The organism is Shewanella sp. MM_2022_3, from assembly GCF_022557375.1.
Classification (GTDB): Bacteria; Pseudomonadota; Gammaproteobacteria; order Enterobacterales; family Shewanellaceae; genus Shewanella; species Shewanella xiamenensis.
Genome location: NZ_JAKZGV010000032.1, coordinates 31,990 through 48,760 on the forward strand (window position 1 = coordinate 31,990; position 16,771 = coordinate 48,760).

General features: G+C 45.1%; 15 protein-coding genes. 4 read left to right on the forward strand and 11 right to left on the reverse strand.

Going from position 1 to position 16,771, the window contains the following annotated elements:
- Positions 1-2: 2 nt before the first annotated feature.
- On the reverse strand, positions 3-605 hold the full coding sequence (nudF, locus tag MMG82_RS15060; protein WP_037422148.1) for an ADP-ribose diphosphatase: 603 nt from the start codon (positions 603-605) through the stop codon (positions 3-5).
- A gap of 241 nt (positions 606-846) precedes the next feature.
- On the opposite strand from nudF, the gene tolC reads away from it, so the two are divergent.
- Entirely contained in the window at positions 847-2,154 is a 1,308-nt protein-coding gene (gene tolC, locus MMG82_RS15065) for an outer membrane channel protein TolC (protein ID WP_037422145.1), read from the forward strand.
- A 66-nt stretch (positions 2,155-2,220) separates the two neighbouring features.
- Here the strand turns inward: tolC and MMG82_RS15070 are convergent, their stop codons facing one another.
- Genes MMG82_RS15070 through MMG82_RS15080 form a run of 3 tightly spaced genes read right to left on the reverse strand, consistent with a single transcriptional unit; the run spans position 2,221 to position 4,423 of the window.
- Positions 2,221-2,958: a TIGR04219 family outer membrane beta-barrel protein gene (locus tag MMG82_RS15070; protein ID WP_037428021.1), complete on the reverse strand. Its 738-nt coding sequence runs from the start codon at positions 2,956-2,958 to the stop codon at positions 2,221-2,223.
- Positions 2,959-2,960: 2 nt separating this feature from the next.
- Positions 2,961-3,929, reverse strand: coding sequence for a DUF2333 family protein (locus MMG82_RS15075; RefSeq protein ID WP_037422138.1), 969 nt, complete (start codon positions 3,927-3,929; stop codon positions 2,961-2,963).
- An 11-nt stretch (positions 3,930-3,940) separates the two neighbouring features.
- On the reverse strand, positions 3,941-4,423 hold the full coding sequence (locus MMG82_RS15080) for a copper chaperone PCu(A)C (RefSeq protein ID WP_037428023.1): 483 nt from the start codon (positions 4,421-4,423) through the stop codon (positions 3,941-3,943).
- Between the two features lie 34 nt (positions 4,424-4,457).
- On the opposite strand from MMG82_RS15080, the gene MMG82_RS15085 reads away from it, so the two are divergent.
- A complete protein-coding gene (locus MMG82_RS15085) occupies positions 4,458-5,195 on the forward strand; it encodes an enoyl-CoA hydratase-related protein (protein WP_037422131.1) in 738 nt (245 codons plus the stop codon).
- Between the two features lie 139 nt (positions 5,196-5,334).
- On the opposite strand, the gene MMG82_RS15090 is transcribed toward MMG82_RS15085, so the two are convergent.
- The 5 genes from MMG82_RS15090 to MMG82_RS15110 form a co-directional block, all read right to left on the reverse strand.
- The gene (locus MMG82_RS15090; protein WP_037422129.1) at positions 5,335-5,535 is read right to left on the reverse strand and encodes a PspC domain-containing protein; all 201 of its coding nucleotides are present in this window, start codon (positions 5,533-5,535) and stop codon (positions 5,335-5,337) included.
- Positions 5,536-5,679: 144 nt separating this feature from the next.
- Positions 5,680-5,973, reverse strand: a complete 294-nt coding sequence (locus MMG82_RS15095; protein WP_037422125.1) for a hypothetical protein — start codon at positions 5,971-5,973, stop codon at positions 5,680-5,682.
- Between the two features lie 207 nt (positions 5,974-6,180).
- On the reverse strand, positions 6,181-7,188 hold the full coding sequence (dusA, locus tag MMG82_RS15100; protein WP_047539336.1) for a tRNA dihydrouridine(20/20a) synthase DusA: 1,008 nt from the start codon (positions 7,186-7,188) through the stop codon (positions 6,181-6,183).
- 227 nt (positions 7,189-7,415) lie between these two features.
- On the reverse strand, positions 7,416-8,090 hold the full coding sequence (locus tag MMG82_RS15105; RefSeq protein WP_047539335.1) for a Fe2+-dependent dioxygenase: 675 nt from the start codon (positions 8,088-8,090) through the stop codon (positions 7,416-7,418).
- Positions 8,091-8,163: 73 nt separating this feature from the next.
- Positions 8,164-10,356, reverse strand: a complete 2,193-nt coding sequence (locus MMG82_RS15110; protein WP_172591515.1) for a TonB-dependent siderophore receptor — start codon at positions 10,354-10,356, stop codon at positions 8,164-8,166.
- Positions 10,357-10,912: 556 nt separating this feature from the next.
- Here MMG82_RS15110 and MMG82_RS15115 point away from each other — a divergent pair.
- The gene (locus tag MMG82_RS15115; RefSeq protein WP_037422113.1) at positions 10,913-11,377 is read left to right on the forward strand and encodes a chemotaxis protein CheX; all 465 of its coding nucleotides are present in this window, start codon (positions 10,913-10,915) and stop codon (positions 11,375-11,377) included.
- 169 nt (positions 11,378-11,546) lie between these two features.
- On the opposite strand, the gene alr is transcribed toward MMG82_RS15115, so the two are convergent.
- Positions 11,547-12,623 carry an alanine racemase gene (alr, locus tag MMG82_RS15120; RefSeq protein WP_037422110.1) on the reverse strand — a complete coding sequence of 359 codons (1,077 nt, stop codon included), beginning with the start codon at positions 12,621-12,623 and terminating at the stop codon, positions 11,547-11,549.
- Between the two features lie 76 nt (positions 12,624-12,699).
- On the reverse strand, positions 12,700-14,106 hold the full coding sequence (dnaB, locus tag MMG82_RS15125) for a replicative DNA helicase (protein ID WP_037422109.1): 1,407 nt from the start codon (positions 14,104-14,106) through the stop codon (positions 12,700-12,702).
- A gap of 122 nt (positions 14,107-14,228) precedes the next feature.
- Between dnaB and MMG82_RS15130 the strand changes: the two genes are divergently transcribed.
- On the forward strand, positions 14,229-16,427 hold the full coding sequence (locus MMG82_RS15130) for a S46 family peptidase (protein ID WP_241407041.1): 2,199 nt from the start codon (positions 14,229-14,231) through the stop codon (positions 16,425-16,427).
- The last annotated feature ends 344 nt before the right edge of the window (positions 16,428-16,771 follow it).

Here is a 16,771-nt window from a genome sequence, read left to right on the forward strand (position 1 = left end):
ACCTAAACCAGTTGCTGATAGTTTAATTGCAACCACTGCAATCCAATAACGGTCGATGCATTGTCTATTTCGCCATTAACGACACCGTGATAGGCAACCTCACGGTCTACAACATGCAATCGAATATCTTCGTGTTCGTCAGCTAATCCATGCAAACCTTGGGCTTGTGATGAATCCACCTCAGCCCAATAAAAATAGAAACGTTCAGTACTGCCACCAGGGCTTGCAAGATAACTGCTCACAAAATGGATGTGGCGAGCGGTCAAACCAGTTTCTTCTAACAACTCGCGGTGCGCGACATCCTCTGGCGTTTCGTCGGGCGCAATCATACCCGCGACTAACTCCATAAGCCAAGGAGATTTAGTGGTTGCTAATGCAGGAAACCTAACTTGCTCAATCAACACAACCTTATCGCACTTAGGATCATAGGGCAGCACAACGACTGCATGGCCACGTTCAAAGACCTCACGGGTGACTGGCTGACTCCAGCCTCCAGCAAATAGCTTATGTTTGAAGGTAAATTGCTCTAAGGCAAAAAAGCCTTGATATAGCGATTTTTTTTCGAGGATTTCAATATCTGTTTGCGAAAAAACCTGAGGCTTCATATCTTATCCTTAACAGTTAAATTTTCGCCTATTATCAAGGCAATTTGGCTCATTTTTAAATAAAATCTGTTACACTTCGCAGTTGACTTGAACGTGTGGGAGTTTTTAGACTCTACGTCATTAAGTTTTAGCTGTATCGGGAAGCGTCGGGAAGCGCAAACCGCCTTGGTAAAGGCATTACTTAGTCTAAACGAAGTTATATATTTCTCCTTTTGGAGATTTTGTCTAATAAGGACAGCAAATGAAATTTAAGATCCGTTCTCTATGCGTAGCATTAACTCTAGCCGCTTCCGCTCCTGCGGTTCAAGCAGATGATTTACTGCAAATTTATCAACAGGCACTGACAAGTGACCCACTCGTGTTGCAAGCGCAAGCGCAACGTAACGCTTTGTTTGAAAAGATTGAACAAAATCGTGCGCCACTGTTACCGACTATCAGTGCAAACGTGGGCTATGACAAGGCATGGAATGATCCTCGAGATGATAGCAGCGGCCTGACTGGCAACCTAAAGCTCAATCAAGTCATTTATGACCATAGTGCTTGGGTAGGTTTAAGCCTTGCGGAGAAAGCCGCTTCTCAAGCTGACTCAACCTATGCATCGGCACTGCAAAATTTGATCACTCGCGTGACTAAAGCCTACTTTGATGTATTAACAGCCAAAGATAACTACGAGTTCCAAGGTGCAGAAAAACGCGCGATTGAGCGTCAACTTGAGCAAACTAAACAACGTTTTGCCGTTGGTTTAACTGCGATTACTGACGTTCATGAAGCTCAAGCACAATATGACTTAGCCTCAGCCTCTGAAATTTTGGCAGAAAATACCCTTGCCAATAGTTATGAAGCACTGCGCGAAATCACGGGTATCGATCACAAAGCCTTAAACGTACTCGACACTAACCGCTTCTCTGCAGTCACACCAGCACCGAGTTCATCTAGTGATTGGTTAAAAATTGCCGAGACCAATAGCGTCGATCTAATGACTCAACGTATTGGCAAAGATATCGCTCAAGAGACCATTAGCCTCTATAAAGCAGGCCATATGCCATCACTAAGCTTAAATGCTGGTTATAGCAAAGGTTTAGAGCAAAAATTAGGTAATTCGAATGAACCTGATTTTGACAACATGAGCGCAGGCATTAACTTAAGTATTCCGATTTTTGAAGGCTTTAAAGTCTCATCACAAGTCAAAGAAGCGCAGTTCCAATATGTTGAGGCAAGCGAGAAGTTGGAACAAACCTACCGTAGCGTAGTGAAAAACGTTCGTAATAACTACAACAACGTGGGGGCGTCAATCAGCTCTATCCGTGCTTACGAACAGTCTGTAATTTCATCTGAAAGTGCATTAAAGGCTACGCAAGCAGGCTTCGAAGTTGGTACTCGTACTATTGTTGACGTATTGAACCGTACACGCGATCTGTACGACTCAAAACGTAAATTATCAGATGCGCGTTACAGCTACATCAACTCGATTGTTGCACTGAAACAAGCAGCGGGTACATTAAACGAAGATGATGTTATTGCTATTAACAACGGCCTAAAAGCTGAATAAGTTAAGCAATATTGTCCAATAAAAAAACCGCCAAGATTGGCGGTTTTTTATTGTCAGAATTACGACTTAGAAGTCAATTTCGACGCCAGCGAAATAGCCATCAAACTTTGAGTCAGCACTAATGCCAGAGAAATTATTCACATCAAAGGCAAACTCACGATAGCCAACGCGCACACGGGTATCCACCGCAACACCATCAAACTGCCAGCCTAAACCGACCGCATAATCATGTACATTCGACTCATTCACCCCAAGCATTAAATCTGCAAAGCCAAATAAGCCTAAACCCGGCATGCTCACATGGGTACTGGCGTACCCCATAACAATTCCGCTATCTACGTCTTTCTCTTCTGGATGACCTGCATCTTGGACACGCAGAGAGCCATTCATCAACTTATAAGCTGCGCCCAAATCAAAAGATAAAATATCGTTATCCAGCAGTTCGTAATACAACACAAAATCGGTGTTGCTCAGATCGGTATAACTGGTCACATTACCTTTAAAATCATGACCATTAAAGCTGAAATCAGCGTTCGCCAAGCTACCTTTTTGATCAAGACTGTTTTCACGAATTTTCAGATTTGGCACAAAAGGCAGTGGGTGTTCAACGGCAAACCAATAGCTACCCTGCGCTGATGAGCTGTAGTCAAAACCTTGTTGTGGCTGACCTTTATCGGAAAAAGTACCGCTAGTATCGGCGCGCCAATAATCGCCACCTATTTTAAAACCAACCACAGTGGCCGCGTGAGCTGATGTAGCCATTATGCAGCCTAATACTGCACTGGCCAGGAGTATTTTTTTCATAATTAACCTTGAGATAGCAAGTTCGTTAAATCAATCACCGCGGCATTTGCACGGGATACATAGTTAGCCATAACCAATGAATGATTAGCGACTAGACCGAAACCACTGCCATTAAGCACAACAGGGCTCCAAACCGTTTGCTGAGTTGCCTCTAGTTCACGAATGATCTGTTTTAGGCTCACTTCAGCATTTTTCTTTTTCAGCACGTCAGCAAAATCGACTTCAACTGCACGCATAAAATTCAGTAATGCCCATGAGGCGCCACGGCTCTCATAAAACACATCATCAATTTTCCACCAGCTGGTTTTCACCTGATGGCTGGCTAAATTAGGGGTTGATTGACGCGCAGCATTATCCCCCGCTAAATCGGTGTTAAGACGTTCTTGACCTACACTTGCAGATAACCGTTGCGACATACTGCCTAAACGTTTTTGCACTTCTTTGAGCCACTCATTAAGGTTATCTGCGCGGGCATAAAACTGTGCATCTTGATTATTCGGGTCCATCATTCGCGCCCGGTACAACTTAAGTAGCTTAATACCATCGCGGTATTCGCTTTCAGCACTCGGCACTAACCAACTGGTATGGTCGATGTTTAACTTAGCCTGCGCTTCACTCAAATCTTTATCAGCGGTAGATTGCGACTGTGAACGGCTAAACTCTTTACGCATAATCAGCGCCAAATCACGCGCTTGCTCTAAAGCGCCATACTCAAAGGCGGGCATGTTATCCATAAAGATTGAGGGTGGCATAACATCATTCGATAGCCAACCACCTTGCTTATCCAGCAGCGTTTCAACGGTCATAATCAAAGAGGTTGTGGTCGCATAACCAACAACATTCTTTTCTGTGGCAGTAAGCTGTTGTGGCGTCAGCGGATCAGGCTCGATACTCCACCAGACACTCACAACATAACCAATTAAAACAACGCATAAACTAACTCCAGTAACCTTCTTCCATGTGATTTGCATCAAGCGACTCCTTAATGATGGTGATGATGCTCGGGTTCAGCAGCATTCTCGGCCTGCTTAGCGACAGGCAATGTAATCGTCATTTTTTCGCCATCGTTAAACTCTAATTGCAGCTTAACTTGCTGATCTAACACTAATGGAGCCTTAAGCCCAATTAGCATGACATGCTCCCCCGATGGCATCAGGGTTAATTTTCCATGGGATGGAATATCAAAGCCTTCAACATGGCGCATTTTTACCATACCTTGCTCTTCAATAATGGTATGCAATTGCGCTTCGTTCGCTACGTCGGTTGTCACGCCAATCAAGCGTACGGCTTTATCGTTGTGATTTTCGAGCGTAAAGTAAGCGGCAGTATTTGGAACGGTATCAGGCATTGCACGTACATGACCTTCAGTCATCACTACGTTGGCGAAAACAGAAAATGAAGCACAGGATAAGGCAACACAATTAAACATCTGTTTGAATATCGGTTTCAATGTCTTAAACTCCATGTCTACCCAATGTCGTCGTAAAGGAAAACAACCCATGAGTCATATACAGGTTCGGGATGATCAGGGCGTTCGTGTTATCAGCTTTAATCGCCCAGATAAACGCAATGCACTTGATCTTAATATGTATAAACAACTGACAGAATACCTGATCGAAGGTGAAGCAGACAACGACATTCGTGCCTTTATGCTCCATGGTGAAGATAATTGTTTCACCTCGGGCAATGATGTTGCAGACTTTTTGAAAAATAGTGACTTAGGGCCAAACCATCCTGCGGTACGCTTCTTATTTTGTTTATTAGAGCTCAAAAAACCACTGGTCGCTGCCGTTTCTGGTGCGGCTGTTGGTATTGGTACCACTGTGCTACTGCATTGCGATTTAGTTTACGCAGACAATACAGCTAAGTTTCAACTGCCCTTTGTTAATTTAGCCTTGGTCCCTGAAGCGGGCGCGAGTTTACTCCTACCCGAATTAGTGGGTTATCAAAAAGCAGCTGAATTATTGCTGCTCGGAGAAAGTTTTGATGCTGATACCGCCCACAGACTGAACATCATTAACGATGTGATCGCCCAAGAAGAGTTATTGGTTTATGCCTTTAACCAAGCGAAAAAACTAGCCAATCAACCACCGCAGGCGCTGCAAATTACCCGTCAGTTGATGCGACCACATAAAAACCGTGTGCAACACCAAATGCATCAAGAATTAGAACAATTTAGTGCAAGACTTAAAAGTGATGAAGCAAAAGCCAGATTCCAGGCTTTTCTTAAAAAGTGATACTCACTTAGCAAGTGCTCATTATTGGCATGAGGGTCAATGTGCCCTCTTGTTGATAGCATCTCGCTAACGATTGTGGCCATAAACGTGTATAGGCTGTCCCATTAATGTCCCACAATCTAGAGTACAAAAACTTGGCTTAAATCGGTCTTTTCCATTGTTCTACAAGCAAAGCCAACACAAAATACACCAGTAGACTCACGCCTGGCATAAACAGAATTGCCCCCGCCCATACCACTCGCGTCCAAAAACAGGACCAACCAAATTGCCACGCCATACCTGATGCAACACCACAGACCAAACGTTGTGAATTGTTCATTCGTATTTGCGCTCGTTTCATTTTGAACTCCAAAATTTTATGAGTTACTTATCGCTGACACTATGCCACTGAAACCAGCAGATAATGCCTGAAAACAACGCGAGGCTAATCACTGGTAGCAGTAGCAAAGTCATTAGAGGTGCTACAAACCACATAGGCAGATCCTTACTTATTCGCGCTCAATTCACCTGTGGTTGCCGAATCAGTTTGGGTATCCGCGCTCAGTGTTAGTTGACTATTAAAGTCATAGATACTTTCAGCCAGTTGCGTTTGTAGCGATAACACCAATTCACGCTTTGTATTCACTAACAACTCCTGCGCTTGGGTGCTAAGAGTTTGCTCAATGGCGCTCATAACATCAGATACAGGAGCCGCTTCAGCATGTGCTGTAACACTCGCCATTAATGCACCGAATAACACACTTGCTTGAACTGATTTTTTAACATTTGAAGTAAACATGATGTCGTCCCTTTCGATTGATTAACTTGACATAGGGACTATTACAAAGGGCGTGCCAACTTATCAAACAAACCCTAACATACTAATTTAATTATATTTAAAAATTTATTTTAAGCTAGAACGAGATAAGCGAGATATTTAGGAAAGGTAAAGTGGTGAAAAATACTACAACGTTTAGTGAATCTCACCACTTTTTAAATCGAATGATTATTGAGCAATTATTTCTGTTTGAATACTCAAATAAGCCTGCTTTACCACCTCTATGCCCGCACCGTTTTTATGGGCGTTTTCGCTTAAATAACGACGCCACGCACGGGCACCAGGCAAACCTTGGAATAAGCCAATCATATGGCGAGTGATATGATTTAGGCGTCCGCCCGCCTGCAAGTGAGCCTCAATATAGGGCACCATCGCCTCAATCACAGCCTCACGGCTAATCACCGCCTTTTGGCTGCCGCAGAGCAGTTGGTCAACCTGCGACAACATATAAGGATTCTGGTAAGCCTCACGTCCAACCATCACACCATCTAAGTGCTGCAAGTGGGTTTGGGCCTGTTCAAGGCTAGTGATGCCACCGTTAATGCTGATATTAAGCGTCGGATAATCACGTTTGAGCTGATACACACGTTCGTAGTCTAAGGGCGGGATCTCACGATTCTCTTTCGGGCTTAAGCCTTGCAGCCAAGCCTTACGCGCATGGATAATAAACTCACCACAGCCCTTAGCCATGACAGTATCAATAAAGTGAGTCAAAAACTCATAGCTATCCTGCTCATCGATCCCGATGCGCGTTTTTACCGTCACAGGAATATCAACCACTTGCTTCATGGCATCGACACATTCAGCCACCAGCTCAGGTTCAGCCATCAAACAGGCACCAAAGCGACCATTTTGCACCCGATCCGAAGGACAGCCCACATTGAGGTTCACTTCATCATAACCGCGCTCGGCGGCAAGTTTGGCGCAGCGAGCAAGTTCAGCAGGATTCGAGCCACCCAACTGCAATGCCAGAGGATGTTCCTCTTGGTTATAGGCAAGATAATCGCCACGGCCATGCAAAATCGCGCCGGTGGTCACCATCTCGGTATACAGTAAGGCATTGGCCGACATTAAACGCGCAAAATAACGGTAATGACGATCCGTCCAATCGAGCATCGGTGCAATGGAAAAGGTGCGGTCGAGCTGTAGACCATCATTAAGATTATTTTTCAACACGTGACTATCGACTCAAGTAATTAAAATTTGCGAATAAGTTGCCACTCAGAGGAGCAAAGAGTCCTAATTTGAGTCGCAGATTGCCAATAAGCCTTAAGCTTAAAAATGGAAAAACAGTAAACGAGTTAACGTTTACTGTTTTATTGCCCCTCAGAGCAAGCGGGATTATACCCTAAACCGCCTGCTTTGTGGAGATTAAGCAGGGAGAGAAGCCTAGCTCGATATCACTACAACTCACTCCAACGCCTGAGCAAGTTATGATAAACACCCGTTAGATTAAACAGCTCTTGTTCAGGCGCGGCCTGCGACGTCAAAGATTGAATCGATTGATCGAGTTGAAATAACAAGCGGCGCTGCCCCTCATCGCGCACCATGCTCTGTAGCCACATAAAGGCGGCGGTTCGCTCACCTGATGTGACAGGCGTAACCTGATGTAAACTCGTTGACGGGTATAACACCAAAGATCCCGCCGCCAGCTTAATGCTTTGCTGGCCATAGGTATCTTGGATGACCAACTCACCACCCTGATAAGTGTCTGGTTCGCTTAAAAATAAGGTGGCTGACAGATCGGTACGCACCATACCGTCACTCGTCGAGCGAATTGCATTATCGATATGATAGCCAAAGGTTTCTCCACCTTGATAACGATTAAACAAGGGCGGATAAAACTGTAATGGAAGTGCTGCCGAGACAAATAAAGGATGAGCTAACAAGCGCTCCATAATCAATTCACCGATGCCAATCGCAACAGGATCGTCTTTATCCAACTGCTGATTGCGCTTACGGGTACTCGCCATCACGCCTGAGGTTTGATTGCCATCAATCCAAGTGCGAGCATCGAGTTGTTCACGTAACTGATTGACTTCTTGTTTAGAAAAAACATGAGGAATTTCAATAAGCATCTTCAAACCTTAAGGAAAGCATAAACATCAAAGGCAGCCCTAGGGCTGCCATTCAAATCGTCATTCACTGATATTAAAAGTGCATATCGGCACTTAACATCACCAAACGTCCAGGCGCCATATTGGCAAAGTGCGCGGTGTACGCTTTATCGTAATAACGCTCATCCGTTAGATTTTGAACGTTCAGGCGTAAGGTCAAGAATTCGCTCATCTTATAGGATGAGGTCAAATCAAAACGCCAGTAAGACGGAATTGACAGCGTATTAGCCGTATTGCCATACACTTTGTCCATATAATAGGCACCCGTGCCGACCGTTAACTGCTCGGTAATATCGTAAGTTGTGAATAAGCTAAGACTATTTTTGGCTGTATTAGGGAAGCGATTACCATTAAGCGCAGCGTTGTAACCATTGCTTTCGAGGGTAGCGTCCAAATACGTATAACCACCAAAACCATGCCAATCTTTAGTAAAGTCACCGGAAAAGCCGATTTCAAAGCCTTTGACTTTTTGCTCGCCGACGTTTTCCTGTGGCGCATTACGATCGCCAGAGGTTGCAACGCGGGCATTGTTTTTCTCGATTTGGAATACAGAGCCATTCAGAGATAAACGACCCTCCCAAAGATCCCATTTAGTGCCTAACTCGTAGCTTTCGGTATCTTCTGGTTCTAAATCGGCGTTAGTGCTGCCAAGACGATCTGCCCCATCTCCGTTAGACGTGCCAGGTGGATTAGAGGAAGTGCCCCACGCAGCGTAGATACTGCCATTTTCTGCGGGCTTATATAGCACCGACAATTGGTAGTTGAAGAAATCAGCATCATTGCTGAATCGAGAGGTTGAGTTCTCAGCACTGGTGTTATAGTCATCCCAGCGGATACCTGCGTTAACCATCCATGCTTCAGTTAACTCAATCGTATTAAAGGCATAGATAGAGCGAGTATCAGTTTCAGTCACTGTCGCATCGGTACCGAGTGTAATCGTACCAACCCAAGGATCGTGGGGATTCGGATTATCCAGCAACGTACAGTTGTAGTTATCCAGCATTGCCTGATTACAACCCGCGTTGCGACCATTGCCCGTATCGACGGTGTAACTCAAATTGCTAGTACGTTCGTTACTGAGTTCAGTCCCGACTGCAAAACGGTTAGTCATTCCTGCAAGTTTTGCTTCACCCGAGAGTTGCAATTGAGTCGCTAGGGTCTTTGTCACCGAATGGCGCGACTTAGTGTTTCGCCAAACATAACCATTAGCCACGTTGCCAGTGGTGTCGTCTGGGTTAGTCACAATATAGTAATTGCTGTTACGGCTATAGATAGACGTCGAAGTGAACTGCATGTCGTTGTTAAAATCATGGCTGATCAACACCGAAGCTGTATCGTCCATCGTATCGCGAAAATCCCGCGATAATAAGCCATAGAAATTGTCGGGATCGACATTGGCAGGTTTGCCTGTCGCCTGATCGTAGGGAATACCATAATCAGGAATATCATGGTTTTCAAAATGATAATATTCAAGGGTCACTTTAGTTGGCGTCGTTAACCCAAAGGTAACTGACGGTGCAACGCCCCAACGATTACCTGTGACCTCATCACGCCCAGGAGTGTCAGCATCGTGAGCCATCATGTTGACACGAACCGCAGCTTCATCGGTAATCACATGGTTAATATCAACATTGGCACGTTTGAGGGCATCAGTCCCCACGGCAACATCAGCGTTAATAAAATCTTCAGCCTGAGCTTTTTTGGTCACAATGTTAATGCTACCGCCAACCGCGCCACGGCCGTTATAGACAGAGCTTGGGCCTTTCAGGACTTCAATTTGTTCAATGTTAAAGGTTTCACGGCTTTGTGAACCCACATTACGCATACCATTGATAAAAGTAGAGGATTGAGCATCGTATCCACGAATAAACGGCCTATCACCGTAGGGGTTCCCCCCTTCGCCAGTACCCAAGGTAATACCAGGCGTCGCTCGTAGCGCATCAGTAAAACTCTGCGCGCCCATATCTTTGATCAGATCTTGATTGATGACTGTTACAGTTTTCGCAGTATTGAGCAGGTCTTCGGTAAATTTACCCGATTGTACTTTGCGGGTGTTATAACCCAAGTACTCACCATTGACCTCAATATGTTCAACTTTTTTATCTGCGACTTGTGCCTGCTCCGCGGCCATAGCAGGGATAGCAGAAACCGCCATCCCTATGGTTAACGAACCTAAAACATGGGCACCAAGCGTGACTCGACCATTGCGACGTTTTGCAAATTTCATTTAAAGCATTCCTGTTGCGGACTAAACCCTGTAACAGATGTCCCCCACCTGTTAATCGCCCGCTAATATATGTAAAATTATTTTTGTGATCAATAATTATTATCATTTACATTATAATTTAATGTAAATCACAGTTTAAGCCGTTTATAGTTGTTAGGCACAGCAAAACGACTGTAGCTACATTGGTAGGGTTAAAGATACGCCTATGATAGAAATGAAAATTTCCTTCAAAAATCTTTCGCATACATTCAAGCTATCGCACTATAGCCTAACGGCATGCTCATTCGAATCATCAACCTTTCGGTGGAAACGTGCCTTTGGACTCATTGAGGGGGCATGCAGAATACGCGACTCTTTTACCGCTTGTAGCGTGGCTTTTGGTAAAAAGACTTTTACGATAAATAACAAGAAAATCGTGAAATTAACCTCACATTTCCATTTGTGTCATCTAAGCTGATAGAGTGTGATTAAGATTGCTGTGGTCAAGCCACTTTTCGACTACCCTTAATTACGTGGTGACCATAAGGCTTAAGTTCATAAGAGGACACACTGAAGCATGAACGTCAATTTTATTAATCCTTTTTTGCAGTCGCTGCTCAATGTTATTTCGACCATGGCCAGCCTAGAGCTCACGCCAGGTAAACCCCAAATCAAAACTGACAACTTAGCCAAAGGCGATGTATCAGGTTTGATTGGTATGGTTGGGCCACAAACCAAAGGCTCACTTTCAATTACGTTTGAGCAAAAACTGGTACTGCAAATCATGCAAAATATGCTGGGCGAAAACCCCGGCAAAATAAATGAAGAAGTAACCGATCTGGTGGGTGAAATCACTAATATGGTTACGGGGGGCGCAAAAAATCTTTTAGGACAAAAGGGTTACGAATTCGAAATGGCAACACCAATGGTCGTTTCAGGTCAAGGGCATACAATTTCCCATAAAGCCAACGGCACCAAAATTATCATGCCATTTACCAGTTCTTACGGAACTGCATTTATCGAAGTTTGCTTCGAAAATTAATTAAATATCATAAGTTTGTAGGAAAATATTGGATGTTTGGTTGGCTGTAACGGGTACGCTTTGCTCCACAAGAGCGAACCTGATAGCCAAATCAGTAAATCGATTAACTGTATGCTAGATAAAGAAAAACGGCGCATTTGCGCCGTTTTGTCATTCTAATTTGAGCAAACTATGCTAAGCAAACAGCTACTCTTGGAGTCAGTTTAGTCACTAATTCATAGGCGATGGTACCAATGTGTTCGGCCACCTCCTCTACGGGTAAAGCCTGCCCCCAAAGTAGCACATCATCACCGACTTGATCCGCCGCATCTTGGCCTAAATCTACGGTTAACATATCCATAGATACCCGGCCAACAATCGGCACTCTGCGGCCATTTATCCATACAGGCGTACCTTCCGGCGCATTCCGCGGATAGCCATCACCATAGCCAATAGCGACAACCCCAAGGCGAGTATCTTGCTTGGCTGTCCAATAACAACCATAACCTACGGGTTGACCCGCTTTATGATCGCGCACAGCAATCAAACGTGAGACTAAGTTCATCGCGGGGATCAAACCATGGTTCGCACCGCAATCTCCTGTGACAGGAGATACGCCATAGAGCGCAATGCCTGGGCGGATCCAATCCCCTTGGCTTTTAGGCCAATAAAGCGCACCCGCCGAGTTGGCTAAGGTTCTAAACCCAGGTAAATCCGCAGTTAACTGGTTAAAGGTTTGCATTTGTACTTGAGTGTAATGATTATCCGGCTCATCGGCACAGGCAAAGTGGGTCATCAAATGAACAGGTTTGGCAACATTTTCGCAGGCGGCCAAACGCGCATAAACCGCAGTGAATTGTTCAGGCGTGACCCCTAAACGATGCATCCCCGAATCGACTTTTAGCCACACGGTGACAGGCTTCGTTAAGTTTGCCTGTTCTAACATCTCGATTTGCGATTCGTGGTGCACCACAGTATCGATATCGTGCTCCACCAACAAAGGTAAGTCGGTGCTGCGAAAAAAGCCCTCCAGCAATAATAAACGCGCCTTAATACCACCTTCGCGCAGTTCTAATGCCTCTTCCAAACGGGCTAAGCCGAAGCCATCGGCAGTATGTAAACAATGAGCGACATTTAATAATCCATGACCATAACCATTGGCTTTCACCACCGCCATCACTTGGCTGCTGCTCGCCTGCTGGCGTAAAACGGCGAGGTTGTTTTGCAGTGCAGTACTGCTAATTTCTGCTCGAGGAAAAGGTTTCAAAATTTGCCTTGTCTATTTGGAAAAGTCTGGAAATAAAAAGAATACATAAGCTTTGCTTATCTTCTAACACCGGGAATTAATCTTCTTCAAACTGAGGACCTGCATAGTTATCAAAACGGGAAAACTGGCCTTGGAAGGTCAAGCGCACACGTCCAATTGGGCCGTTACGCTGTTTACCGATAATGATTTCCGCCGTGCCCTTATCGGGAGAGTCGTTGTTATACACCTCATCACGGTAAATAAACATGATGAGATCCGCATCCTGCTCAATAGAACCTGATTCACGTAAGTCCGAGTTCACAGGGCGTTTATCGGCACGTTGTTCGAGCGAGCGGTTAAGCTGGGAAAGTGCGATAACGGGGATTTCTAATTCTTTAGCTAATGCCTTAAGAGAACGAGAGATTTCAGCAATTTCAAGGGTACGATTGTCCGATAATGCCGGCACTTGCATCAGCTGCAAGTAGTCGACCATGATCATCGATAATCCGCCATGCTCGCGGGCAATACGGCGGGCACGGCTGCGCACTTCGGTCGGCGTTAAGCCTGAACCATCATCGATATACATCTTACCTTGCTCAAGCATAATGCCCATGGTCGAGGATACCCGCGCCCAATCCTCATCATCGAGTTGTCCGGTACGGATTTTGGTTTGATCAACGCGCCCTAAAGAGGCCAACATACGCATCATGATCTGTTCTGAGGGCATCTCGAGGCTGAAAATAAGCACGGGCTTGTCTTCATTCATCGCCGCCTGTTCGCACAGGTTCATCGCAAAGGTCGTTTTCCCCATCGACGGACGCGCCGCCACGATGATCAAGTCGCCGGATTGAAAGCCTGCTGTCATTTTATCGAGATCAGTAAAGCCACTCGATACCCCGGTTACACCATTGTGTGGATTGTTGTAGAGCTGCTCAATCTTATCAACGGTTTTTTCCAGAATGGTTTTGATGCCTTCAGGGCCTTCGTTAGCATTGGTGCGCTGCTCAGCAATTTTAAAGACTTTGCTCTCAGCTAAATCGAGTAGAGCGCTGGAATCGCGGCCTTCAGGGTTATAACCCGCATCGGCAATCTCATGGGCAACGCGGATCATCTCGCGTACGACTGCGCGCTCACGGACAATTTCAGCATAGGAAACAATGTTGCCCGCACTCGGGGTGTTTTTGGCAATCTCGCCCAAGTAGGCAAAGCCGCCCGCTTCTTCAAGTTGGTTTTCAAGCTCAAGCTGTTCAGAAACCGTAATTAAGTCGATAGGTTGGCCTGTTTCGACTAAACGGTGCATGGCGGCGAAAATCATCCGGTGCGAGCGAGAATAAAAATCCTCCTTCACTACGGTTTCAGCCACTTTATCCCAAGCGTCGGCGTCTAACATGAGGCCGCCTAATACCGATTGTTCAGCCTCAATTGAATGCGGCGGTAGCTTGAGGCTATCGACCTGCAAATCCCTTGGCTTACTCTTAGGCTTAAAAGCACCTTGTTGTGACATTAACACTCCCGATTTCCAACAACTTAACAAAATATGATATAAAACCCCGTCAAGCAAACAGGTGGTTTCACAGGCCTGTTATCTCACCCAACGGATACTCAAACTAAAAATAAGGAAAGAACATGCGTATTGCATTGGTTGCAGCCTTAGTACTGACCTCTGGCATTGCAACAGCCGATGAAGGGCAATGGCAACCTTATCAAATGCCTTCTATTGCAGACAAACTCAGCGCGCGTGGAATCGATATTCCCGCAGATAAGCTGGCCGATCTCACCAGTTATCCAATGAACGCCGTTGTCGGGCTGGGCTATTGTACCGCCAGTTTTGTCTCGCCCCAAGGGCTAGTTGTGACAAACCATCATTGTGCCTACAAGGCGATACAATATAACACTAAGAAAGAGCATAACTATCTCGAACAAGGCTTTTTAGCCACGTCAATGGATAAAGAACCGTCGGCCGGTCCCAATGAGCGTTTATACATCACCGAAGCCGTGACCAATGTCACCGCTGAGGTCACCAAAAACCTAAGTCAAGATCCACTCAAACGCTACGAAGAGATTGAGAATCACAGTAAAGCCTTAATCAAAAGCTGTGAAGCCGATGATAACTACCGCTGTAACGTTCGCAGCTTCCACAATGGCTTGGAATATTACCTCATCAAGCAATTGATGATCCGCGATGTGCGCCTAGTGTATGCACCACCTGAAAGTGTTGGTGGTTACGGTGGTGATATTGATAACTACGAGTATCCACGCCACTCGGGTGATTTTGCCTTCCTACGGGCTTATGTGGGTAAAGACGGAAAACCTGCGGCTTTCAGCGAAGATAACATTCCTTATACGCCCAAAAGCTATTTAAAAGTGAACGCCGATGGCGTGAAAGCTGGCGATGGCGTGTTTGTGGCAGGCTATCCTGGCACGACCAACCGTTACAATCTCACTAGCGAGCTTAAATTTGCCAGTGATTGGTTGTATCCAACTCAGGCAAAACGCTATCAATTACAGATTGATACTATCGAAGCCATGGGTCAGGAAGATGCCGACATCGCGATTAAATATGCGGGCAATATGGCGTCTATGGCGAACCGGATGAAAAAGCTCAACGGTCTGCTGGCGGGCTTTAAAGCCACGGATATCATCGGCATTAAGCAGCAGCGTGAAGATGACTTTCTGGCTTGGTTAAAGAAAAACTCTAGCCTTAATCAAAATCTTATCAGCGAACTAGAAGTGTTACTGGCCGAGCAGCAACTGCAAACCCAAACCAATTATTACTTCACCAACGCCCAATCGAGCACACTGCTCACCGCGGCCAACAACCTCTACCGCTTAGCGAAAGAAAAGCAAAAGAGTGATGCCGAGCGTGAAATCGGTTACCAAGAGCGCGACTTAGCCATGTTCAGCTCGCGCTTAAAACGTATCGACTCTAGTTTTGATGTTAAAGTCGATAAAACCCTCTGGTTACAAGATTTAAATGCTTATTTATCGCAGCCAAACCGTGTTGCGGCCTTAGACAATATGCTGAATTTGGACGATAAAAACGTCAGTCTAGAGGCTAAACTTGATGGCCTGTATTCGCTGACCACTCTGACAGACCAAGCGCAACGTTTGGCCTGGATGGACGCCGATGCCAAGGCCTTCGAAACCAGCAGCGATCCGTTTATCCGCCTTGCCGTCGCGCTGTATGACACCAATATGGCCCAGGAAAAAGCAGAAAAAATCCTTGCAGGTAAATTGTCTACCGCTCGCCCAGCCTACATGGCCGCCGTTATCGACTACTACAAAGCCAACAACTGGCCAGTGTATCCCGATGCTAACGGTACGCTACGCATCAGCTACGGTATGGTCGATGGTTATCAATCCCGCGATGCGCTGTACAAACAGCCATTTACACGTCTTGATGGGATAGTAGCTAAGCACACCGGTGTTGAGCCCTATAATGCCCCGAAAAAATTGCTCGATGCGATTCACGAGCAACGTTTTGGCGATCACTTAGTGAAATCTGTCTACCAAGATCCCCGTGGCTGGATTTGCCGTCTGTTCTCTTGTTTGGACAAGCCAGAAGAATTCAACTCAGTACCAGTTAACTTCTTATCGAGCGTAGATACCACAGGTGGCAACTCAGGCTCACCCGTATTTAACGGCAAAGGGGAACTTGTAGGACTTAACTTCGACTCCACCTACGAAGCGATTACTAAGGATTGGTTCTTCAATCCCACCATCACCCGTGCCGTGCACGTGGATATTCGTTATATCCTATGGATGATGGATGAAGTTGACCATGCCGATAATCTGATTAAAGAACTGGATTTAGTAAGAAACTAATTATCATTAATCTGTCATGATTAATGATAATGGAATTAACTAATATAAACCGTTTAATTTAATCAATATAAATTAAGCATCTTTCAAAACCGTCCCAGGAATATTCCTTGGACGGTTTTTATTTTATGTAATTTATCAATTTGTGATCTACCGCATTATCAATTCACCAAAAACTCAATCAAAGCGTCTTAATTAGTATTATTTAAAGCAAGACTACACATGGACAATTTGTCCAACCTAAAAATAAAATCCAGTGATAAAAGCCACATTAACCAACAAATTTCAATCTAAGCCTTTAAAACATCACAAATAGTGGTAGGCAAACACAAAAATAAAAATAACAC